Below are 21,058 nucleotides of genomic sequence, written 5' to 3'. Positions count from 1 at the left end.
CGCATGGGTCCCTTCTATCCCTTCGAAGGCAAGGTGCCGGTGGTCCATCCGGAAGCATGGGTGGCGCCCACCGCGGCCGTGATCGGCGATGTCGAGATCGGCGCCGGCGCCAATATCTGGTATCACTGCGTGCTGCGCGGCGACACGAACATCATCCGCATCGGGCCGCGCACCAACATCCAGGACGGCACCATCATCCATGTGAATGCCGGGCGGCAGTCCACCATCATCGGCGCCGATGTCACGGTGGGCCATGCCGCCATCATCCACGCCTGCAAGCTGGAGGACCGCGCCTTCATCGGCATGGGTGCCACCGTGCTGGACGATGCGGTGGTGGAGGCGGGCGGCGTGCTGGCCGCGGGCTCCGTCCTGCCGCCGGGCAAGCGCATCGGCGCGCTGGAGCTCTGGATGGGCAACCCCGCGAAGCTGGTCCGCGTTCTCACGGTCGAGCAGCGCGCGGGTTTCGACACGACGGCGAAGCACTATGTAGAGCTCTCCGGGCGGCACCGCCTCTCGCTGGCCGCCATCCTGGAACCGGAGACGCACAGCCCATGACCCAGAAGCGCCGCGCCCTGATCCTGGTGCTGCCCCTGGCCTTCGCCGCCTGCGCGGGCGTCACCCCGCCCGAGACGGCGACGCTGCCCAGCAACTACCTGCTGGGGGCCGGGGATCCGACGCGGGGCGCGGTCTTCGCCGCCAGCGGCACCTTCGCCCGGCCCGCCCAGCTTCAGGGCCAGCCGGCCGCGGCCGCGCGGGCTCTGGCCAATATGGAGTACATCACCGTCGCCCTCCCGCAGGACCCGCTGATGACGATCCGGCTGGACGGCATGACGGAGTTGCAGCTTCTCGCCGCGCGTCGCGAATGGCGGTCCGCGCTGGGCGTGGCCGAGGGCGCGCCCGCGCAGGGTGTGATCGACGGCCTGCTGGCCGCCGAGGCGGCGCTTTCGGCCAATGAGCCGGGCAGGGCAGGGGCGGCATTGGCCACGCCTGCCTTCACCGCCGGGCCCGAGGCCACGCTGGCGCGCCTCGCCGCCCTGCCTCCCCTGCCGCAGACCGCCCGCGCCGCCGAGATGGCCCGCATGTCCCTTGATCGGCAGATCGAGGTGCCCCGTGACATGTCCAGCCGGGGCCGCCACCGCTGATGCGCGCCCTGGGCGTCCTCGCGCTGGCGGCGCTGCTGGCGGCCTGCGCCGAGGCGCGCCGCCCGGCCGTGCCCGAGCCCGCGGCGGAATTGTCGGAAGGGCGGGTGGTGGCGCCGCTCGGCGCCATCCTGGACTTGGCCGTGGCCGATGCCACGGCGCCGGAGACGGCGCGCGATGACCGCCCGGTCGAGGCCGCCCTTGCCGCTGCCCGCCTGGAATGGCTTTCGGGCGAGACGCGGGCGGGTTACCGACTGGCCAATATCCCCGCCTCGCACCGCTTCGCCCTGCAACGCGCGGTGGAGGAGAGCCGCGCGGCGCTGGCCATCTCCCCCGATGCGACGCCCGAGCAGGTGGTGCAGGCGCTGGTGGCCGCCTCCCGCGCGCTGCGGGCCAATGATGCGGCGGCGGTGCAGCGGGCCATGTCGTCAGCGGTGTTCCTGCGCGTGCGGCCTGATGCGCTGGCGCGGCTGCGGCAGCCGGGGCCCCGGCCAGGTGCGGCCCTCGCGCTCCCCGCGCTGCGCGAGGAGCTGGAACGCCACCAGGGCTTCGCCGGGCGTGGCCTCGGCGGTTCGGTCGGCACCGAGCCGGTGGGGGTGATGAACTGGATGGGACTGGCCGGCCCGCCGCTCTAATGCGCCCGATCGTCCGGCGCAGCCGGGCGTGAATCGGTCGCACAGCCCACGGGCGCCCGATCGTCCCGGCGCAGCCGGGGCGTGAATCGGTCGCACAGCCCACCCGCGCCCGATCGTCCCGGCGCAGCCGGGGCCTGAATCGGCGGCGCGGTGCGCGCTCAGTCCACCGCCATCACCCGAACATAGCTGCCCGGCGCCGCTTCGATCGGCTTGAGCTGGCCATCGCCCGGCTTGCGCGCGGGCACCTGGGCATTGTCCATGGCGCTGACCCAGCGGTGCCAATCCGGCCACCAGCTGCCGGCCAGCTCCGTGGCGCCCGCCAGCCAGGCTTCCGGGTCGGGCGGCAGGTCCTCGTTGATCCAATGGCTGTACTTGCCGGAATCCGGCGGGTTCACCACGCCGGCGATATGGCCGGACGCCGCGAGGACGAAGCGCACCTTGCCGCCATAGACCTGGGTGGCGCGGTAGGTGCTCTTCCAGGGCGCGATATGGTCCTCGCGCGTCGAGATCATGTAGGTCGGCACCTTGATCTTCCGCAGGTCGATCTTCGTGCCCAGCAGTTCCAGCGCGTTCGGCTTGATGAGGTCATTCTGCTGGTACATGCGGCGCAGGTAGAAGCTGTGCATCCTGGCCGGCATGCGGGTGCTGTCGTCGTTCCAGTAGAGCAGGTCGAAGGGGAAGGGGTCCTGGCCCATCAGGTAGTTGTTCACCACGAAGGACCAGATCAGGTCATTGGCGCGCAGCATGTTGAAGGTGGTGGCCATCTCGCGGCCATCCAGGAAGCCGCGCTTGTCCATCTTGCCTTCGAGGGCGGTCAGCTGCTCCTCGTCAATGAAGACGCCGAGTTCGCCGGGCTGCTCGAAATCCGTGAGCGTCACGAAATAGGTGGCGGACTTGATGCGGTTGTCGCGCCGCGCGGCCATGTGGGCGAGGGTGGTCGCCAGCAGCGTGCCGCCCAGGCAATAGCCGATGGCGTTCACCTCGCGCTCACCCGTCGCGGCCTCGATGGCGTCGAGGGCCGCCAGCACGCCCTCGCGCATGTAGTCGTCGAAACCCTTGTCGGCCAGGCTTTCGTCCGGATTGACCCAGGACGCGACGAAGACCGTGTGCCCCTGGTCCACCGCCCAGCGGATGAAGCTGTTCTTGGGCCGCAGATCCAGGATGTAGAACTTGTTGATCCAGGGCGGGAAGATCACCAGCGGGCGCTTCAGCACCGTCTCGGTGGTGGGGTTGTACTGGATCAGCTGCATCAGGTCGTTCTGGAAGACGACCTGGCCGGGTGTCACGGCGATGTTCTCGCCCACGCGGAACTTGCTGTCATCCGTCATGCGGATGCGCAGCTTGCCCTTGCCCCGCTCCAGGTCGGCCAGCAGGTTGGAGAGGCCCTTGAGGAGGTTGGTCCCGCCCGTCTCGGCCGTGCGGCGCAGCACCTCGGGGTTGGTCATCACGAAGTTCGCGGGGCTCATCGCGTCCACGAATTGCCGCGTGTAGAAATCCACCTTCTGCGCGGTCTTCTCGTCCAGCCCGTCCGCGCTGTTGACGGCGGTGGTGAAGTAGCGCGCCGCCAGCAGGTAGGATTGGCGGATGAAGTCGAAGACCTCGTTCTCGCGCCAGGCGTCGTCCTTGAAGCGGCGGTCGCCGCGGGGTTCCTCGATGACGGGGCCCGGGTCGCCGCCCATCATGCGCCGCGCGGTGTTGGACCAGAGGGTGATGTAGTCCTGCCAGAAGCCGAGCTGCGCCTCCATCAGCTTGGCCGGGTTGGCCATGAGGCGGCTCGTCATCTCCATGAAGGCACCGCCGATGTTCAGCGGGTCGGGGTTGGCGTCGGTCTCGGCCTGGCGCTTCAGGAAGTCCGTCACGATGCGCTGGCTGCGCTCCGCCACCTCGGCCATGGTGCGGGTGACGAGGCGGGGGTCGGGCAGGCGGAAGTCTGGCGTCAAGTCGCCGGGCTTGTCGGTCATTCGGGGTCCTGTGGCGGGTGCCGCGGTCTCGTGGGGCAGGATAGGCGCTTTCGGCGCGGCGCGCGAGTTTCGCGGTACATTCCGGCGAAGGCCAATCTGCTTTATCCAGGCATGATCCGCCGGAGGGGATGATCGCGTGCGACGCCACACCATGCCTGCCAAAGCCCTGCCGGGGCTGTTCATCGTGGCGCTGCTGCTGCCGGGCTGCGGTGGCCTGCCCGAGCGCGGCAACCCCCTCTCCCTCTGGCGCGACGCGACGGGGGCGAGCCTGGATGCGCGCCTGCCGCCCCCCGGGCTCGACCAGCCCACCCCCAACCTGGCCAGCGTGCCGCCGGTGCCCAACCGGCCGGACCTCGCCACGCGCAACGCCATCCTGCGGGGGCTGGAGGGCACGCGCGAGGACGCCGCCACCCCGCTGCCCGAGGGCCGTGAGGATGCGCCCCGCGCCGCGGCGGCTGCCCCCGGCAACCCGCCCATCCCGGCCGGTCCGCCGCCGCCGCCGCGCCTGGTGCGCGCGCCCGGCGTACCCTGGGGCCCCGCGCGCGGGGCGGCGCCCGCGCCCGCGCTGCCGCCGCTGCCCCAGCCGGAGCCCGGCGCCCCGCCGCCGCCGCCCGCGCCGGAGCTTCTCGCCCCGCCGCCGCCGCCCGACCTGCGGGGCGGATGACGCACTGCCACGACTCCGCTACACCCGCCCCATCATCAACCGCCAATGGCCCGCGCCCGCGGGCCTAGCCCGGCAGGCCGAGCGCCCGCCCGACCGAGGAGTGGCCACCCATGGCCGAGGAATTCCACCGCATCCGCCGCCTGCCGCCCTATGTCTTCGCCGAGGTGAACACCGCCAAGGCCAAGGCCCGGGCCGCCGCGGAGGACATCGTGGACCTCGGCATGGGCAACCCCGACAGCCCGACGCCCGCGCACATCGTGGCCAAGCTGGTCGAGACGGTGCAGGATCCGCGCAGCCACCGCTATTCCATGTCCAAGGGCATCCCCGGGCTGCGCAAGGCGCTGGCCGGCTATTACGCCCGCCGCTTTGGCGTGAAGCTCGACCCGGAGACGGAGGTGGTGGCCACGCTCGGTTCCAAGGAGGGGCTGGCGAACCTCGCCCAGGCCATCACCTCGCCGGGCGACACGATCCTGGTGCCCAACCCGTCCTATCCCATCCACCAGTTCGGCTTCATCATCGCGGGCGCGACCGCGCGCAGCATCCCCTACACGCCCGATGACGCGATGCTGGAGGCCATCACCCGCGCGGTGAAGCATTCCGTGCCCAAGCCCACCGCGCTGATCGTCAACTTCCCGTCCAACCCGACGGCGCTGCTGGCCAGCCGCGAATTCTACAAGGAGCTGGTGCGGATCGCCCGCCAGCATGAGTTGTTCATCCTGAGCGACCTGGCCTACGCCGAACTTTACTTCGATGAGGCCAACCCGCCGCCTTCCGTGCTGGAAATCCCCGGTGCCATGGATTGCACGGTGGAGTTCACCAGCCTCTCCAAGACCTACAACATGCCGGGCTGGCGCATGGGCTTCGCGGCGGGCAACCCCCGCCTGATCTCGGCGCTGGCGCGGGTGAAGTCCTACCTGGACTATGGCGCCTTCACGCCCATCCAGGTGGCCGCCGCCGCCGCGCTGAACGGCCCGCAGGATTGCGTGGCGGAGATGCGGGCGCTGTACCGGGAGCGCCGCGACGTGCTGGTGAAAGGCCTCCAGCAGGCCGGCTGGGACGTGCCGCCCTGCGAGGGCTCCATGTTCCTCTGGGCGCCCATTCCCGAGCGTTTCCGCGAGCTGGGCTCGGTCGGCTTCTCCAAGCTGCTGCTGGAGAAGGCCAAGGTGGCCGTGGCCCCCGGCGTGGGCTTCGGCGAGCACGGCGACGGGCATGTCCGCGTCGCCCTCGTCGAGAACAGCCAGCGCATCCGCCAGGCGCTGCGCGGCATCCGCACTTTCTTGCAGGGCGACAACGCAGCCCCCGTCGAGGAACAGATCAAGGCATGACTTCCCCTCTCAAACTCGGCGTGGCGGGGCTTGGCACCGTCGGCGCCGGCGTGGTGTCCCTGCTGCGCGCCAATGCGGACCTCATCACGGCCCGCGCGGGCCGGCCCATCGAGGTGGTGGCCGTTTCGGCCCGTGACCGCGGGCGGGACCGTGGCGTGTCGCTGGACGGCCTCGCCTGGCACGACGACCCCCTGGCGCTGGCGACCGCGCCCGGGCTGGACGCGGTGGTGGAGGTGATGGGCAGTTCCGAAGGCCCGGCGCGCGCGCTGGTCGAGGCGTCGCTCGCCGCCGGCCGGCCGGTGGTCACCGCCAACAAGGCGCTGCTCGCCACCCATGGCGTGGCCCTGGCGCGGCTGGTGGAGAAGACGGGCACGACCCTGGCCTATGAGGCCGCGGTGGCGGGCGGCATCCCCGCCATCAAGGCGCTGCGCGAAGGGCTGGCCGCCAACCGCATCACCCGCGTGGCCGGCATCCTGAACGGCACCTGCAACTACATCCTGACCGAGATGCGCCAGAAGGGCTTGCCCTTCGCCGAGGTGCTCAAGACCGCGCAGGACCTCGGCTATGCCGAGGCCGACCCCAGCTTCGACATTGACGGCGTGGACGCGGCGCACAAGCTCGCCATCCTGGCGGCGCTCGCCTTCGGCCGGCCGGTGGATCTGGAGGCGCTGCACATCGAGGGCATCCGCCACGTCTCCGCACTCGACATCGCGCTGGCCGGCGAACTCGGCTACCGGATCAAACTGCTGGGCATCGCCTCGCAGGAGGCGGGCGGCGTGACCGCCCGCGTCCACCCCTGCATGGTGCCGGAGGCGAGCCCGCTGGCGGCCGTCGAGGGCGTGTTCAACGCCGTGCTGGCCGAGGGCGACGCCGTGGGGCGCGTGGTGCTGCAAGGCCGCGGCGCCGGCGCCGGCCCCACCGCCAGCGCGGTGGTGGCGGACCTCATCGACCTCGCACGCGGGCGTGCCGCGCCGCTCTGGGGTGCCGCGTCCGAGACGCTCGATGCCTCGCCCGCCCTGCCCATGGCGGCCCATCGCGGCGCCTACTACCTGCGGCTGATGGTGCTGGACCAGCCGGGCGTGATCGCGGATGTGACGGCGGTGCTGCGCGATGCGCGCATCAGCCTCGAATCCATGCTCCAGCGCGGCCGCGCGCCGGGCGAGGCGGTGCCCGTCGTCCTCGTCACCCATGAGTGCGAGGAGGCGCAGATGCGCCAGGCGCTCACCCGCCTCGCATCCCTGCCCACCGTGGTGGAACCCCCCGCCATGATCCGCATCGAGGCGCTGTGAGCGTCCACCCCCGGAGGAACGACCAATGAGCGAGACCGAAGCCAAGCCCATGATGCAGGTGGACCGCAACCTGGCGCTGGAGCTGGTGCGCGTGACCGAGGCTGCCGCCCTCTCGGCCAGCCGCTGGGTCGGCAAGGGCGACAAGAACGCGGCCGATGGCGCGGCGGTGGAGGCCATGCGCGCCGCCTTCGACAGCGTGGCCATTGATGGCACCGTCGTGATCGGCGAGGGCGAGATGGACGAGGCGCCGATGCTCTACATCGGCGAGAAGGTGGGGCTCTACGCCAAGTCCGGCGGCGGCATGCGCGCCGACATCGCGGTAGACCCGCTGGAGGGCACCTCCATCACCGCCAAGGGCGGACCCAACGCCATGGCCGTGGTGGCGCTGGCCGGGCGCGGCGGCTTCCTGCACGCCCCCGATGTCTACATGGACAAGATCGCCGTCGGCCCCGGCCTGCCCGAGGGCGTGGTGGACCTGGACCGCAGCCCGGAGGAAAACCTGCACGCACTGGCCAAGGCCAAGGGCGTGGGCGTGGGCGACCTGACCGTCTGCACGCTGGACCGTGACCGCCACAAGGACATCATCAAGGCCTGCCGCGCGGCCGGTGCGCGCCTGATGCTGATCCCCGATGGCGACGTCTTCGGCGTGGTGGCGGTGGCGCAGCCCGAGGCGGGCGTGGACATGTATCTGGGCTGGGGCGGCGCCCCCGAGGGCGTGCTGGCGGCGGCGGCACTTCGCTGCATCGGCGGCCAGATGCAGGGGCGCCTGATCTTCGAGGACGACACCCAAATCGAGCGCGCGCGCGAGATGGGCATCACCGACATCCACGCCAAGTATTCCATGGAGGACATGGCCAAGGGCGACGTCATGTTCGCCGCCACCGGCGTCACCACCGGCCCGCTGCTGCGCGGCGTGCGCTTCTTCGCCGGCGGCGCGACCACGCATTCCATCGTGATGCGCAGCAAGTCCGGCACGGTGCGCTATGTCGAGGGCCAGCACAATTTCCGCGTGAAGCCCATTTTCTGATGGAGACCGCGCTCGGGGTCGAGCGGAGCCTGAGCGGGCGCCGCTGGCTCTGGCGCCCGCATGAGGGACGGGTCGCGGCCGGGCTGTCCCAACGCCTGGGCCTGCCGGAACTGATCGGCCGGCTGATGGCGGCGCGGGGCATCGGCCTCGACGCCGCCGAGGCCTTCCTGAACCCGACGCTGCGCGCCCTGCTGCCCGACCCCTCGGTGCTGCTGGACATGGACGCGGCCGCCGGGCGCATCGCGGACGCGGTGGCGCGCCGCGAACGCGTGGCCGTCTATGCGGACTACGACGTGGACGGCGCGTGCTCGGGCGCCATCATGCTGCATGCATTGCGCGCATGGGGGGTGGAGGCCACCCACTACGTGCCCGATCGCCTTGCCGAGGGCTATGGCCCCAATGGCCCCGCCATCGCGCGGCTGGTGGCGGAGGGGGCCAACCTCATCATCTGCGTGGATTGCGGCATCGCGGCGCATGAGGCGCTGGCGGTGGCGGACGGCCAGGCCGATGTGGTGGTGCTGGACCACCACAAATCCGACGGCGCGCCGCCGCGCGTGGTGGCGGCGGTGAACCCCAACCGCTTCGACTGCGCCTCGGGCCTTCGCCAGCTGTGCGCGGCCGGCGTGGCCTTCCTGGCCACCGTCGCCATTCAGCGCGAACTGCGACGGCGGGGCTTTTTCGCGGCGCGACCGGAGCCCGACCTTCGCCTGCTGCTGGACCTGGTGGCGCTGGCGACGGTCTGCGACGTGGTGCCGCTGGTGGGCGTGAACCGGGCGCTCGTGGTGCAGGGCCTGCGGGTGCTGGGGCGGCGCGAGCGCGCCGGGATGGCCGCGCTGCTGGACTTGGCCGCGGCGCGCGATGCGCCCAGCGCGCACACGCTGGGCTTCGTGCTGGGCCCGCGCATCAATGCGGGCGGGCGCATCGCGGCGCCCGACCTGGGCTTGCGCCTGCTGACCGAGGCCGACCCCATCGCCGCCCGCGCCATGGCCGAGCGGCTGGATTCCGTGAACCGCGAACGCCAGGAGGTCGAGGCCGGCGTGCTGGCCTCCGCCATGCGCCAGGCCGAGGCGCAGCGTGAGGCGGGCCATGCCGTGCTGCTGCTGCATGGCGAGGGCTGGCACCCGGGCGTGGTCGGCATCGTGGCCGGCCGGGTGCGCGAACGCTTCAACCGGCCAGCCTGCGTGGCCGGCGTGGCGGATGGCATGGCCAAGGGCTCGGGACGCTCCGTGCCAGGCTTCGACCTGGGGGCCGCCGTGATCGCCGCCCGCCAGGCGGGGCTGCTGGTGGCGGGCGGCGGGCACGCCATGGCCGCGGGCTTTACCATCGAGGCCGCGCGTCTGCCCGCGCTGCACGCCCTGCTCGACGAGGCGCTTGCCCCCGCGCGTGACCTTCCGGACATGGCGCCCATGGTGCTGGACGGCGCGCTGACGGTGCGCGGTGCCACGCTCGAACTGGCGCAAGCCGTGGCGAACCTCGGCCCCTTCGGCGCGGGGCATGACGAGCCGGTGCTGGCCCTGACCCGCGCGCGCGTCGTGAAAGCCAGCCGCGTGGGGCGGGAAGGAACCACCATCCGCAGCTTCCTCCAGGGCGAGGATGGCGGGCGGCTCAAGGCCGTGTGCTTTCGCGCGGGAGATGGCCCCTTGGCCGCGGCGCTGGATTTCCCTGGCGCGGCACTGAACCTCTGCGGCTACCTGCGGACGGAACACTGGCAGGACCAGGTGGGCGTCGGGTTCCATATTCTGGACGCCGCGCGCTGCTGAACGCGCCTTGTTCCGCCAGCGTTCAGAATGAGTGAGAGAAAATTCCTGTAGATCACTGAAATTCCGCGACGTCCATGGATCGCGCGCGGTTGTGCTGCAAGAAAAATTTCAACCAAACCCAAAATGCCCTTTGCGGATGACGTTTAACCTATGATTAAAATCAACCCCATGGCGTGATAGGAACTAGGAGTGCAATCCATGGGTGAAATTCTTCCTGTCATGAAAGGGCCCGTATTGGATAGAAAGGTGCGGGAATCCCTCGACCGCTGGCCCCAGCGCCCGCCCGGCATCGAGCCGTCCCTCAAGCAGCCGGGAACCTGGCTGAAGGCGCGGCCGGACAGTGCCTGCACCGTCCACCAGCCCTATCTGAAGCTGCCGGGTTCGAAGCAGCTCAAGACCCTGCCGGATGGGCTCTACCTCCACTTCAGCCCCCGCCCGGACGAGCCCTATGTGGACATCCTCTGCATCGAGGCGTGCAGCACCTACCAGAACCTGCTGGACAAGCGCTCGCGCTTCGCGCCCTCCACGGGCTCCCTGCTCGCGGTGTGTCCGGTGGACTGGCTGATGCAGCCGATCCGGCCCGGCAGCGCCATCCCGCGCTGGCGGCTGATCCGCACCATCAACCACGAGCCGCGCGCGCCGCTGATCCTGCCGGTGCGCGATGCGCGGGTGCTCTTCGCCCTGCGGCCGCAGCACTACATGGGCTTCGTGTCCTCGCAGACCGCCCATGCCCATGAGTTCTACTGCCCCATGGACGCGCTGATGGATGAGGGCGGGGACCAGAATCCTGCCCTGCGCGCCCTGATGGCCCGCGCCGCCGCCGCGGCCAACTTCATGGAACTCCCCGCCCGTGCCGAGGGCTGGGATGGCGCCCCGCTGGACAAGGATTGAGCAGAGGCCGGGCGCCGGCGCCGTGACACGCGCCGGCGGCGCATTCCCCAGGCAGCCGACACGGCCCATAAGGAGGCATCCCTCCCGGCCGAGGTCGCCCGCCTTGCTCATCACCGATCCCTGGTTCTACGCGCTGGCCATCCCGGCCTTCCTGCTGACGGGCATCAGCAAGGGCGGCTTCGCCTCGGGGGCGGGGAATGCCGCCGTGCCGCTCATGTCGCTGGCCATCCCGGCCCCCCAGGCGGCGGGGATCGCCCTGCCGGTGCTGTGCGCCATGGACATCTCGGCGCTGCGGGCCTGGTGGGGGAAGTGGGATGTGGCGCAGCTGCGCGCCACCCTGCCAGGGGCGATGCTGGGCATCGGGGCCGGCAGCCTGGTCTTCGGCGCGCTGTCCGATGCCGCGGTGAAGCTCATCATCGGCGTCATCACGCTGGCCTTCATCGCGCGCAGTCTCTGGCTGGAGCGGGCGGGGGCCAGCCGCAAGCCGGCCGAGACCAACCATGCGAAGGGTAATTTCTGGGGCGGCGTCTCGGGCTTCACCAGCTTCATCGCCCATGCGGGCGGGCCGCCGCTCGCCGTCTATCTCTACCCGCTGCGGCTGGAGCGCGCGCGGCTCGCCGCCACCACCGTCTTCTTCTTCGCCAGCATCAACTACGTGAAGCTGGTGCCGTATTTCTTCCTGGGCGCGCTGTCCGTGCAGAACGTGCTGACCAGCCTGGTGCTGCTGCCGCTGGCCCCCATCGGGATCAAGCTCGGCGTCTGGCTTTCCGCGCGGGTGGATGACAAGCTCTTCTACCGCATCATCCATGTGCTGTTGTTCGTGACCGGCTGCCAGCTGGTCTATGAGGGGCTTCGATGACACAAATCCTGGGCGTCTTGGGCGGCATGGGACCGTTGGCCTCGGCCGACTTCATGCGGCAACTGACCCTGCTGACGCCGGCCGAGGACGATCAGGACCATATCCCCACCATCCTCTGGTCCGACCCGCGCGTGCCCAACCGCACCGCCGCACGCCTGGCCGGCGGCGAGGACCCCTTGCCGGCCCTGATGCGCGGCATCCGCGGGCTGGAGGCGGCCGGGGCAGGGGCCATCGCCATCCCCTGCAACACCGCCCATGGCTGGTTCGACGCCATGGCGGCGCAGACGGCGCTTCCCATCCTGCACATCGTGGACGCGGCGCGGGCCGACCTGCTGCGCCAGGGCGTGAGCGAGGGGCCCATCGGGCTGATGGGCACGGCCGGCACGCTGGCCATGCGGCTCTACCAGGAGCGCATCGGTTTCGAATGCCTGACGCCGAGCGAGGAAGAGATGGCGCGCCTCGTCACCCCGGCCATCGGCGCCGTGAAGGCCAACAGGGTGCAGGAAGCCTACGCCCCGCTGGCCGAGGCCGCCCGCCTGCTGCGCGCGCGGGGGGCGAAGGCCGTGGTGCTGGGCTGCACGGAAATCCCGCTCGGCATTGCGGCCGGCCCGGCGCTGGAATTCCCGGTGGTGGACACGGTGGCCGCGCTCGCCCGCGCCGCCATCGAGTGGTCGGGGCGTCAGCCGGTCCAGTAGCCCTGGTGCGGGAGGGCGCCCTCGTCTTCCAGCAGCGGGCCCAGCACCGTGACGGGTTCGGCCGCGCTCTCCAGCACTGCCCGGCAGGAGAGCGAGAGGCCCGCATTCTCGGGCCTGGCGTTCCGCAGATGCAGGATGGCGCCGGCCGAGAGCCCGTACACCACGCGCCCCAGCCCCGTGTAGAAGATGGCCGCCGCGCACATGGCGCAGGGTTCGCCGCTGGAATAGATGGTGGCCGCGCGCAGCCTCTCACGCGGAATGCCGGAGGCGATCACGGCCCTGCAGGCGTTCATCTCCGAATGGGCCAGCGTGCCGCCGCCGCCCGCGCCCTGGGTGGACATGCCCTCCGCCAGCACCGTGCCGTCAGCCTCGGCGATCACGGCCGCGAAGGGCCGGTCGCCGCGCGCGCGCGCTTCACCGGCCAGGGCGAAGGCGCGGCGCAGCAGCGCGAGGTCCAGCGCCGAGGCGCTCATCCGACCGGCTTCACCCCGCACCAATCCGCGATGAAGGTGGCCATGGCCAGCGTCGTGGTCTTGAGGTGCGCGAGGTTCGTCCGCTCGTCGAAGGCATGCGCGCCCTCGCCCTTGGGGCCGTAGCACAGCGCCGGGATGTCGAAATACAGCCCGTAGAAGCGCGTGTCGTTCACCGCCGTCGTGATGCGGGCGGGCATGTCCTCGCCGAAGGCCTGGCGGTGGGCGTCGGCCAGCACGGCCTCGGCCTCGGTACCCGGTTCCAGCACATAGCCATCGGCCAGGAAGCCGTGCCAGAGGATGTCCGGCGGGTTGTTGGCCAGGAAGTTGTTGGAGCGCGCAGCGGCGGCCACGGCGCGTTCCACCCCGGCCCGCGCCTCGGCCACGTCGGTGCCGGGCAGCAGGCCGATGCGGCAATCCACCTCGCACCAGGCGGGCGTGGAGCTGGCCCAGTCGCCGCCGCGGATGATGCCCGGGTTGAACTTCACCGGGTCCGGCACGTCCTTGTACCAGGGGTGGGATTTGGCGGCCTCGTTCACCGCCGCCGTGTGGTCATAGAGCGCCTGGATGAGGTGATAGGCGCTCATGATCGCGTTGCTGCCCGTCTGCGCCACGGCCACATGCACGGGCACGCCGCGCACGCGGATGCGGAACCACAGCGTGCCGGTGTGCGCGCGGGTGATGGTGCCGCCGGTGGGCTCCAGGATCAGGCAGGCATCGGCGCGGTAGCCGCGCAGCAGGGTCGCCAGCGCGCCATTGCCGGTGCTCTCCTCCTCCGTCACGGTCTGGAGGTAGACATCGCCGCAGGGGGCATAGCCCGCGCGCGTGACGGCCTCCATGGCGAAGCACATGGCGGCCACGCCCGCCTTCATGTCATGCGCGCCGCGGCCATACATCCAGCCATCATGGATGGCGGCGGCGTAGGGCGGGTGGCTCCACATCTCGTGCGGGCCCTCGGGCACCACGTCGATGTGGCCCTGGATGATCAGGCTGCGACCCGTGGCGGGCTCGGCCCGCTTCGTGGCCACCACCTGCATGGACAGCGCCGGGTCCACCTCCACCATGGGGCTCGCCTTCGGGTGGTCCTTCAGCGGCACGTCGGCGATGGAGAAACGGTCCACCACATAGCCGCGCTGCGCGAAGCAGCGCGCGATATGGTCTTGCAGGGGCCCCTCGCGCCCGCGCAGCGAGGGGTGGCGGACGATCTCGGCCAGGAAGCGCACCTGCTCGTCGAAGCCCGCCTCCACCGCTTCGGACAGACGCTGGAGGATCGCTTGGTCAGCCATGGGACGGGTCCTGTTCAGGCCGGGGTGGCCAGGATGGCGTTGGTGTAGAAGAGCGGCGAGGGATCATACCGCACCCGGTTCCGCAGCCCCGCCCAGTTGTTCCGCAAATAGTGCACCGGGATGATCCCGAGATCCGCCGTCAGCGCCCGCATGGCCTGCTGGGTCAGCGCGGTGCGGCGCGCCTCGTCCATGGTCCGCAGCGCTTCCTCCAGCGGGCGGTCCACCTCGGCGTTGGAATAGAGCAGGCGGTTGAAGGGGCCGACACCCGTCGCCGGGTCCCGCGTCATCGCCACCTGGCGCATCATGTTGGCCGCGGTGCTGGTGGTGAAGGTCGCGAAGATCACGGAGAATTCGCGGGCCGTGGCGCGGCTGTAGAAATTGGCCGGGGGCAGCACCTCCACCCGCGTCTCGATGCCCGCGCGCGTCCAGCCCTGGGCCACCGCCTGCAGCAGGTCCGCATCGCCCGGAATCCAGCCATTGGGACCATGGATGTTGAGGCGGAAGCCCTCGCCCCAGCCCGCCTCGCGCAGCAGGGCGCGGGCGCGGTTCACGTCATAGGCCATCTCCGGCAGGTCCGGCACGCGGTCGGGCAGGGAGGGGGCGGCGAACTGGTTGGCCGGCCGCCCCTGGCCCTGGAACAGCCGCTCCACGATGCCCTGGCGCGGAATGGCGAGGCTGAGCGCCTGGCGCACCCGCACGTCACGCAGCGGGTTGCGCTCCAGCGGCTGGCCCGCGCGGTTGAACATGTGCGGCGCCGGTTCGCGCACCGTGTCGGGCATGATGTAGCTGGTGGTGACGCTGTCCACGCTGAACAGCGCGATGCGCGGGTCGTTGTTGAAGCGCGGGATGTCCTGGAAGGGGACGTTGTCGATCAGGTCCACATCACCCGCCAGCAGCGCCGCGCTGCGCGCCCCGGCATTGGTCAGGAAGCGGAAGACGGCGCGCGGCCAGGGCGCGGGCTCGCCCCAGTAATCGGGGTTGCGCTCCACCTCCAGCCGCTCGCCCTGGGCGTAGGAGACGAATTTGTAAGGCCCGGTGCCGATCATGCCCCGGCCCGCGTTGAAGTCGGCCAGCGTCGCATTCGCGTGGATGCGGCGCGACAGGATATGGATCGCGATGATGTCGCGCGGGAAGAAGGGCGTGGGCGCGCTGGTGTGGAAGCGCACCGTCACGGGGTCCACCACCTCCACCCGGCGCACGCTGCGGACCATGGGGGTGAAGGGGCCGGGCGAGTTGGGCACCTGGGGCACGCGCTCGAAGCTGAAGGCGATGTCCTCTGGCTCGAAGGGCGTGCCGTCGTGGAAGCGCACGCCGGAGCGCAGCTTGAACTCCCAGGTCAGGTCATCCACCACCCGCCAGGATTCCGCCAAGCGCGGGCGCAGGCTGCCATCGGTGTGCATGAGGACCAGTGTCTCGAAGATCTGGCCCAGCAGCGCGTTGTTGTTGTTGGTGCTGTGGAAGTGGGGGTCCATCCCGGTCGGGATGCCGGCCATGCCGACCGTCAGCGGGCGGTTGGGCTGGGCCAGCGCCACCCCCGTGGGCAGGGCGAGAAAGGGCGAGGCGAGCAGGGCGCGGCGTTGCATGAAAGGCTCTCGTCAGGGCGGTGAAGGATGCCATGCGATGCGGCGGGCCCGCCCCTGTCAAGCCGTCACTCCACGCGACGGCGGAAGAACAACAGGGGGATGCCCACACCGGCCACCAGCGCGCCCAGCAGCATCCACTTGATCCAGGGCTGGTAGTGCGGCGCGCCGAATTTCTCCAGGAAGATGATGAAGATGACGGTGGAGCCGATGATGCTGAAGCCCACGAATCGGCCCGCGATGCTGACCTCGTGGCGCGGGTTGCGGTGATCCATGATGTCCCTCCCTGTGTTCCGACTCACGTGGGGCCAAGCGCGGCCGCGTAAAGCTCGGGCTTGAAGCCCAGCATCCGCCGCGCGCCGAGGTCCAGCACGGGCCGCTTCACCATCGAGGGCTGGGCCAGCATCAGCTTGACGGCGCGCGCCTCGGTCAGGTCGGCGCGCTCGGCCTCGGGCAGCTTGCGGAAGGTGGTGCCGGCGCGGTTCAGCAGCGCCTCCCAGCCCAGTTCCTGCACCCAGGCGCCGAGCAGGGCAGGGGGCAGGCCATCGGTCTTGAAGTCATGGAAGCGGTGGGCCACCCCCGCCTGATCCAGCCAGGCCCGCGCCTTCATCACCGTGTCGCAGTTGCGGATGCCGTACAGCGTGATCAATGGCCGCGTCCTCGTCCCTTGGGTGCCGCCAGCATGGCGCCTTTCGGGGGTGCGGTGAAACCGGCTTCTGCGTCCGGCGTTGCCGTTGCACACCCGGAGCATTCCCATGGCCAAGCAGCCCCCGCAGCATCAGGACCACCAACCCGGCAGCGAGGCCGACATGACGCCCCGCCCGCGCAGCTTCATGGAGGACTGGCCCGGCGGCGACGCGCTGGCGGGCAAGACCGCCATCATCAGCGGGGGTGATTCCGGCATTGGGCGCGCGGTGGCCATCGGCTTCGCCAAGGAGGGGGCCGATGTGGTGATCCTCCACAAGGAGGAGCACGAGGACGCCGCCGAAACCCTGCGCCACATCGTCGAGGCCGGCGGCCGCGGCCACGCCATCGCGGGCGACATCGGCGACCCGCAATTCTGCGCGCGCGCGGCGCAGGAGGCGGTGGAGTTCCTGGGCGGCCAGGTGGACATCCTGGTGAACAACGCGGCCGAGCAGCACCCCTGCGAGGACTTCGCGGAGATCCCGGTGGGCCAGGTGGACCGCACCTTCCGCACCAACATCCTGGGCATGTTCTGGCTGACCAAGGCGGTGCTGCCGCACATGCCGAAGGGCTCGGCCATCATCAACTCCACCTCGGTCACGGCCTATAAGGGCAGCCCGCAGCTGGTGGACTATGCCTCGACCAAGGGCGCCATCGTGGGCTTCACCCGCAGCCTGGCCCTCGCCCTGTGGGAGGACCGGCAGATCCGGGTGAATGGCGTGGCGCCGGGCCCGATCTGGACGCCGCTGATCCCCTCCTCCTTCGACGAGGACCGCACGGCCTCGCACGGCTCGGGCGTGCCGCTCGACCGGCCGGGACAGCCGGATGAGGTGGCACCCTGCTACCTGTTCCTCGCCGACCCGTTGCGCTCCTCCTACATGACGGGCCAGGTGCTCCACCCCAATGGCGGCACGGTGGTGAACGGGTGAACCGCGCCCAGTGGTATGCCGGGCTGCGCAAGCCCGGCTGGAAGCCACCGGATTGGGCGGTGCCCGTGGTCTGGGGGGTGCTCTACCCCATGATCCTGCTGGCAGGGTGGCTGGTGTGGCGCCAGGTGGGCTGGGGGGTCGAGATGGCCGCCTGGGCCGCGCAGATGGCGCTCAACCTGGCCTGGCCTGCCGTCTTCATGGGGCTTCGTTCGCTGAATGGCGCAGTGGTGCTGGCTGGCCTGCTATGGCTGTCCATCCTGGCCTGTGTCGTGCTGTTCCTGCCCGTCAGCGCCTGGGCGGCGGGGCTGATGCTGCCATACCTGCTCTGGGTGGGTTTCGCCGTGGCGCTGACCGAGGCCATCCGCCGGCTCAACCCATAGAAAAGGCCCGGGGCGCGTGGCCCCGGGCCCTTCCCGCCCTGCGGCATGGTCAGTTACCGTTGCGGCCGGCCTCGCTGGCGCGTTCCCGGTCCTGGGCGAAGTTGCCGCCGCCGGAGCCACCTGAACCCGACGCGCCGCCACTGCCGCCCGACTGGCTGGCCTGCCCGCCCTTGCGGCCGGCTTCCGCGGCCAGGGCATGGTCCTTCGAGAAGGAACGGTCGCCGGGGGCGACGCTCTGCCCACCCTTGCGGCCGGCTTCCGCCGCCAGCTCGTGGTCTTGCGAGAAGCTCCGCTTTTCGGCGGGCACGCTCTGCCCACCCTTGGATGCGATCTCACGCTGCTTGTCGTTGTCCATCGCGGCAAATCCGCGCTCACTCTTCTGGTCAGCCATGTTGTATTCCTCCAGTTGATCTGGCCCGCCTTGGCGGCGGACATGACATCAACCAGTCAAAATTGATGTAGTTTCTTGATGAAGAGTGATTAAATATGTAAATAGGTTAACGGTGACTGGACACCACCTTGAGCGTGGCCTTTGGTGAAGGCGATTACACTCCATCAATTTTGGTGTGTGCGGTTTTACTGGAATGACCGGGCAGGGATATTCTCACGCCGGGACCGTTCAACGGCCCCGGCTGCGCTGGTCAGCGATAGCCGTAGGACCGCAGCACATACATCGTGCCCAAGGACCCGCCGAGCGCCGCCAGCAGGCAGGCCAGGCCGATCACGGCGCCCAGGGGTTTGAAGCGCTTTGTCTCCGCATCGCGCGTCAGGGGTTCGGTCCGCGCGCCCAGGACAAGAAGCGTGATGCCAATGATGACGAGGGGGCCCACGAGGGCGGAGGCGACGGACCAGGTCCGGATGGAGGCCGCCCCCTGCTGGGCCAGCTGGATGCGCTCGAAGATGGTGGGCCAGGAGATGGCCGCGCCGGCCAGGATGCAGGCCAGGCCGGCCAGACGGTGCTTCACATCCGCATTCATGAGCTTTTCCGCCAAGTGCATGATGAAGCTTCAAGATGGGATGCAAGGAATGGCGGCGGCGAGGCCCGGAGCCCCGCCGCCCGCGCGACTCAGCCGCGCGTCTTGTCGGTGTTTTCCGCCCCGGGCTTGCCGCCGAGGCGGCCCGCTTCCGCCACCCGATCATGCTCCTGCGAGAAGTGCCGGGCGATCCCAGGCGAGGGGTTGGGGTCCTGGCGGGGCACGCCGGTGAATTTGGGCTCGGCCAAGGCGGGGTCGGGCTGATGGTCCTGCTTCTTGTGGGCCATGGTGGGGTTCCTCCTGTGCTGGCCGCGGCGTGGCGCGGACAAGGGGAGAACCGGCGAAGGGGGCGGGTGGTTTCCGTTGCCCGTGATGTCATCCATTCATTTTTATGATATTCCGAAAGCCAGGGCCGATGGGAGAAGGATCAGGCGCATGGCGCTGCTGGGACGGGCCAATTTCGCCTGGCAATCGGATTATGGGCAGTTCTACGTCATCGACACGGAAGATGCCGGCTTCCGTGCGCCGGAGAACATCACGCCCGAGATGGAACGTCGCGGCCTGCATGTCCCGCAGAGCGGCCTCGTCATCTACACCCAAGACTGCCTGCAACAGCACATCCGCATCGCCATCCATGCTTCGCAGCCCGTGCCTTCCGACAACGAGCCCATGGGCGGCCGGGTCTGGACGCGCGTCGAGACGGTGCGGGCGCGGTTTCCCTACCGCACCTTTACCCTCGCCAGCCCCTCGGCGCCGGATGTTCTGCCCTGCGTTCCCTTTTTCGCCCTGCCGGCGAGCGAGGTGATGGTGCGGGTCAGCTGGATGGAGTTCGAGGGCCGCCGCGACGACAGCCTGCCCTTCGAACCCGATGTGATCCAGTTGGAGTTCTGGCCTGCCTGAGGCCTACTCCCACTCGATCGTCCCCGGCGGCTTGCTCGTGATGTCATAGGTCACGCGGTTCACGCCGCGCACCTCGTTCACGATGCGGTTGGACACCCGCGTCAGGAAGGACATGTCGAAGGGATAGACATCGGCCGTCATGCCATCCGTGCTGGTCACGGCGCGCAGCGCGCAGGCGCTGTCATAGGTGCGGCCATCGCCCATCACGCCCACGGTCCGCACCGGCAGCAGCACGGCGAAGGCCTGCCAGATGGCGTCATAGAGGCCGGCCGCGCGGATTTCCTCCAGGAAGATGCTGTCCACCTTGCGCAGGATGTCCGCCTTCTCCCGCGTGACCTCGCCGGGGATGCGGATGGCGAGGCCAGGCCCGGGGAAGGGGTGCCGGCCCACGATCTCCTCCGGCATGCCCAGTTCCCGGCCCAGGGCGCGCACCTCGTCCTTGAACAAGTCGCGCAGGGGCTCCACCAGCTTCATCCGCATTCCGGCCGGCAGCCCGCCCACATTGTGGTGCGACTTGATGGTGACCGAGGGGCCGCCCGTGGCCGAGATGCTCTCGATCACGTCCGGGTAGAGCGTGCCCTGGGCGAGGAAATCCGCGCCGCCGACCTTGTTCTGCTCCTCCTCGAACACCTCGATGAAGAGGCGGCCGATGGTCTTGCGCTTCACCTCCGGGTCCGTGACGCCCGAAAGCTGGCCCAGGAACAGGTCCGACGCGTCGCGGTGGACCAGCTTGATGTTGAAGCGGTCGCGGAAGGTCGCCACCACCTGGGCGCTTTCGTTGGCGCGCATGAGGCCATGGTCCACATAGATGCAGGTGAGCTGGTCGCCGATCGCCTCATGGATCAGCACGGCGGCCACCGAGGAATCCACCCCGCCCGAAAGCCCGCAGATCACCCGGCCATTCCCCACCTGGGCGCGAATCCGCGCCACCGCCTCGGCGCGATAGGCGCCCATGGTCCAGTCGCCGCGGCAGCCGCAGACGCCCTGCGTGAAGTTCTGCAAGAGTTGGGCACCATGCGGGGTATGGACCACCTCGGGGTGGAACATGGTGCCGTAGAAGCGGCGCGCGTCATCGGCGATGACGGCGAAGGGCGCGCCCTCGCTGCTGGCCACCACGCGGAAGCCGGGGGGCAGCTTCGTGATGCGGTCGCCATGGCTCATCCAGACCTGCTCGCGCGCGCCGGGGGCCCAGACGCCCTGGGTGATGGCGCATTCGCCGGTCACGTCCACGAAGGCGCGGCCGAATTCCTTGTGGTCGGAGCCCTCGACCAGGCCGCCCAGATGGTGCGCCATGGCCTGCTGCCCGTAGCAGATGCCCATGACGGGCAGGCCCATCTCGAACACCACGGCGGGGGGGCGGGGGCTTTCGCCCTCGTTCACGCTGGCCGGGCCGCCGGAGAGGATGATGCCCTTGGGCGCGAATTCCCGGATTCGCGCCTCCGGGGCGGCGTTGTAAGGCCAGATCTCGCAATAGACGCCGGATTCACGCAGGCGCCGCGCGATGAGCTGCGTCACCTGGCTGCCGAAATCGAGGATGAGGATGCGGTCGTGCTGGCTCATGGCCGCTTGGACCATTTTTCCCCGCGCCGCTCAAGCGGGCGCGGCGCGGG

At 70.2% G+C, this 21,058-nt stretch carries 24 protein-coding genes; 14 read left to right on the top strand and 10 right to left on the bottom strand.

What is annotated here, in order from left to right:
• Positions 1-3 precede the first annotated feature (3 nt).
• From JTN19_RS19645 to JTN19_RS19635, 3 genes are read left to right on the top strand one after another with little or no spacing between them, the layout of a single operon-like run.
• On the top strand, positions 4-555 hold the full coding sequence (locus JTN19_RS19645) for a gamma carbonic anhydrase family protein (protein ID WP_206936183.1): 552 nt from the start codon (positions 4-6) through the stop codon (positions 553-555).
• Positions 552-1,142, top strand: a complete 591-nt coding sequence (locus tag JTN19_RS19640) for a hypothetical protein (protein WP_206936181.1) — start codon at positions 552-554, stop codon at positions 1,140-1,142. The genes JTN19_RS19645 and JTN19_RS19640 overlap by 4 nt, the downstream gene beginning before the upstream one ends.
• Positions 1,142-1,774 carry a hypothetical protein gene (locus JTN19_RS19635; protein ID WP_206936179.1) on the top strand — a complete coding sequence of 211 codons (633 nt, stop codon included), beginning with the start codon at positions 1,142-1,144 and terminating at the stop codon, positions 1,772-1,774. Before JTN19_RS19640 ends, JTN19_RS19635 begins: the two co-directional genes overlap by 1 nt.
• A 158-nt stretch (positions 1,775-1,932) precedes the next feature.
• Here the strand turns inward: JTN19_RS19635 and JTN19_RS19630 are convergent, their stop codons facing one another.
• Positions 1,933-3,735, bottom strand: a complete 1,803-nt coding sequence (locus tag JTN19_RS19630) for a PHA/PHB synthase family protein (RefSeq protein WP_206936177.1) — start codon at positions 3,733-3,735, stop codon at positions 1,933-1,935.
• A gap of 151 nt (positions 3,736-3,886) precedes the next feature.
• Here JTN19_RS19630 and JTN19_RS19625 point away from each other — a divergent pair, with 151 nt between their 5' ends.
• The 8 genes from JTN19_RS19625 (at position 3,887) to cuyB (ending at position 12,245) form a co-directional block, all read left to right on the top strand.
• The gene (locus tag JTN19_RS19625) at positions 3,887-4,399 is read left to right on the top strand and encodes a hypothetical protein (RefSeq protein WP_206936175.1); all 513 of its coding nucleotides are present in this window, start codon (positions 3,887-3,889) and stop codon (positions 4,397-4,399) included.
• 110 nt (positions 4,400-4,509) lie between these two features.
• Complete coding sequence (locus JTN19_RS19620) at positions 4,510-5,724, top strand: LL-diaminopimelate aminotransferase (RefSeq protein WP_206936173.1); 1,215 nt, start codon at positions 4,510-4,512, stop codon at positions 5,722-5,724.
• Complete coding sequence (locus tag JTN19_RS19615) at positions 5,721-7,013, top strand: homoserine dehydrogenase (protein WP_206936171.1); 1,293 nt, start codon at positions 5,721-5,723, stop codon at positions 7,011-7,013. The genes JTN19_RS19620 and JTN19_RS19615 overlap by 4 nt, the downstream gene beginning before the upstream one ends.
• Before the next feature lie 25 nt (positions 7,014-7,038).
• Positions 7,039-8,040: a class II fructose-bisphosphatase gene (glpX, locus tag JTN19_RS19610; protein ID WP_242531309.1), complete on the top strand. Its 1,002-nt coding sequence runs from the start codon at positions 7,039-7,041 to the stop codon at positions 8,038-8,040.
• Positions 8,040-9,800 (top strand): single-stranded-DNA-specific exonuclease RecJ, encoded by a 1,761-nt coding sequence (gene recJ / locus JTN19_RS19605; protein WP_206936169.1) that lies wholly within the window; start codon positions 8,040-8,042, stop codon positions 9,798-9,800. The genes glpX and recJ overlap by 1 nt, the downstream gene beginning before the upstream one ends.
• Before the next feature lie 246 nt (positions 9,801-10,046).
• On the top strand, positions 10,047-10,691 hold the full coding sequence (locus JTN19_RS19600; protein WP_340643375.1) for a hypothetical protein: 645 nt from the start codon (positions 10,047-10,049) through the stop codon (positions 10,689-10,691).
• 103 nt (positions 10,692-10,794) lie between these two features.
• Entirely contained in the window at positions 10,795-11,550 is a 756-nt protein-coding gene (locus JTN19_RS19595) for a sulfite exporter TauE/SafE family protein (protein WP_242531308.1), read from the top strand.
• The gene (cuyB, locus tag JTN19_RS19590; protein ID WP_206936160.1) at positions 11,547-12,245 is read left to right on the top strand and encodes a cysteate racemase; all 699 of its coding nucleotides are present in this window, start codon (positions 11,547-11,549) and stop codon (positions 12,243-12,245) included. Before JTN19_RS19595 ends, cuyB begins: the two co-directional genes overlap by 4 nt.
• Here cuyB and JTN19_RS19585 read toward each other — a convergent pair.
• The 5 genes from JTN19_RS19585 to JTN19_RS19565 form a co-directional block, all read right to left on the bottom strand.
• Complete coding sequence (locus JTN19_RS19585; RefSeq protein WP_206936157.1) at positions 12,230-12,718, bottom strand: nucleoside deaminase; 489 nt, start codon at positions 12,716-12,718, stop codon at positions 12,230-12,232. The two genes, cuyB and JTN19_RS19585, sit on opposite strands and share 16 nt — an antisense overlap.
• A complete protein-coding gene (locus JTN19_RS19580; protein WP_206936155.1) occupies positions 12,715-14,001 on the bottom strand; it encodes an ArgE/DapE family deacylase in 1,287 nt (428 codons plus the stop codon). Before JTN19_RS19580 ends, JTN19_RS19585 begins: the two co-directional genes overlap by 4 nt.
• A gap of 14 nt (positions 14,002-14,015) precedes the next feature.
• The gene (locus tag JTN19_RS19575) at positions 14,016-15,584 is read right to left on the bottom strand and encodes an ABC transporter substrate-binding protein (protein WP_206936139.1); all 1,569 of its coding nucleotides are present in this window, start codon (positions 15,582-15,584) and stop codon (positions 14,016-14,018) included.
• Between the two features lie 65 nt (positions 15,585-15,649).
• Entirely contained in the window at positions 15,650-15,856 is a 207-nt protein-coding gene (locus tag JTN19_RS19570; protein ID WP_206936137.1) for a hypothetical protein, read from the bottom strand.
• A gap of 23 nt (positions 15,857-15,879) precedes the next feature.
• A complete protein-coding gene (locus JTN19_RS19565; RefSeq protein WP_278008944.1) occupies positions 15,880-16,230 on the bottom strand; it encodes an ArsC family reductase in 351 nt (116 codons plus the stop codon).
• A 106-nt stretch (positions 16,231-16,336) separates the two neighbouring features.
• Here JTN19_RS19565 and JTN19_RS19560 point away from each other — a divergent pair, with 106 nt between their 5' ends.
• Together JTN19_RS19560 and JTN19_RS19555 are read left to right on the top strand one after the other, a co-directional pair.
• Positions 16,337-17,194: an SDR family oxidoreductase gene (locus JTN19_RS19560; protein ID WP_206936136.1), complete on the top strand. Its 858-nt coding sequence runs from the start codon at positions 16,337-16,339 to the stop codon at positions 17,192-17,194.
• A complete protein-coding gene (locus JTN19_RS19555; protein WP_206936134.1) occupies positions 17,191-17,574 on the top strand; it encodes a tryptophan-rich sensory protein in 384 nt (127 codons plus the stop codon). Before JTN19_RS19560 ends, JTN19_RS19555 begins: the two co-directional genes overlap by 4 nt.
• A 49-nt stretch (positions 17,575-17,623) precedes the next feature.
• Here the strand turns inward: JTN19_RS19555 and JTN19_RS19550 are convergent, their stop codons facing one another.
• From JTN19_RS19550 to JTN19_RS19540, 3 genes are all read right to left on the bottom strand, one after another.
• Positions 17,624-17,965 (bottom strand): con-10 family general stress protein, encoded by a 342-nt coding sequence (locus tag JTN19_RS19550; protein WP_206936132.1) that lies wholly within the window; start codon positions 17,963-17,965, stop codon positions 17,624-17,626.
• Between the two features lie 250 nt (positions 17,966-18,215).
• On the bottom strand, positions 18,216-18,572 hold the full coding sequence (locus JTN19_RS19545) for a hypothetical protein (RefSeq protein ID WP_206936129.1): 357 nt from the start codon (positions 18,570-18,572) through the stop codon (positions 18,216-18,218).
• Between the two features lie 68 nt (positions 18,573-18,640).
• Positions 18,641-18,835 (bottom strand): hypothetical protein, encoded by a 195-nt coding sequence (locus tag JTN19_RS19540; protein WP_206936128.1) that lies wholly within the window; start codon positions 18,833-18,835, stop codon positions 18,641-18,643.
• Between the two features lie 148 nt (positions 18,836-18,983).
• On the opposite strand from JTN19_RS19540, the gene JTN19_RS19535 reads away from it, so the two are divergent.
• On the top strand, positions 18,984-19,448 hold the full coding sequence (locus JTN19_RS19535) for a hypothetical protein (RefSeq protein WP_206936126.1): 465 nt from the start codon (positions 18,984-18,986) through the stop codon (positions 19,446-19,448).
• Positions 19,449-19,451: 3 nt separating this feature from the next.
• Here the strand turns inward: JTN19_RS19535 and guaA are convergent, their stop codons facing one another.
• The gene (guaA, locus tag JTN19_RS19530) at positions 19,452-21,008 is read right to left on the bottom strand and encodes a glutamine-hydrolyzing GMP synthase (RefSeq protein WP_242531307.1); all 1,557 of its coding nucleotides are present in this window, start codon (positions 21,006-21,008) and stop codon (positions 19,452-19,454) included.
• Positions 21,009-21,058: the final 50 nt, after the last annotated feature.

Origin of the sequence: Roseococcus thiosulfatophilus (assembly GCF_017311575.1) — a bacterium.
In the GTDB taxonomy this organism is placed as follows: domain Bacteria; phylum Pseudomonadota; class Alphaproteobacteria; order Acetobacterales; family Acetobacteraceae; genus Roseococcus; species Roseococcus thiosulfatophilus.
Note: the sequence above shows the minus strand (reverse complement) of the source record. Positions and strands in the feature narration are given on the sequence as shown.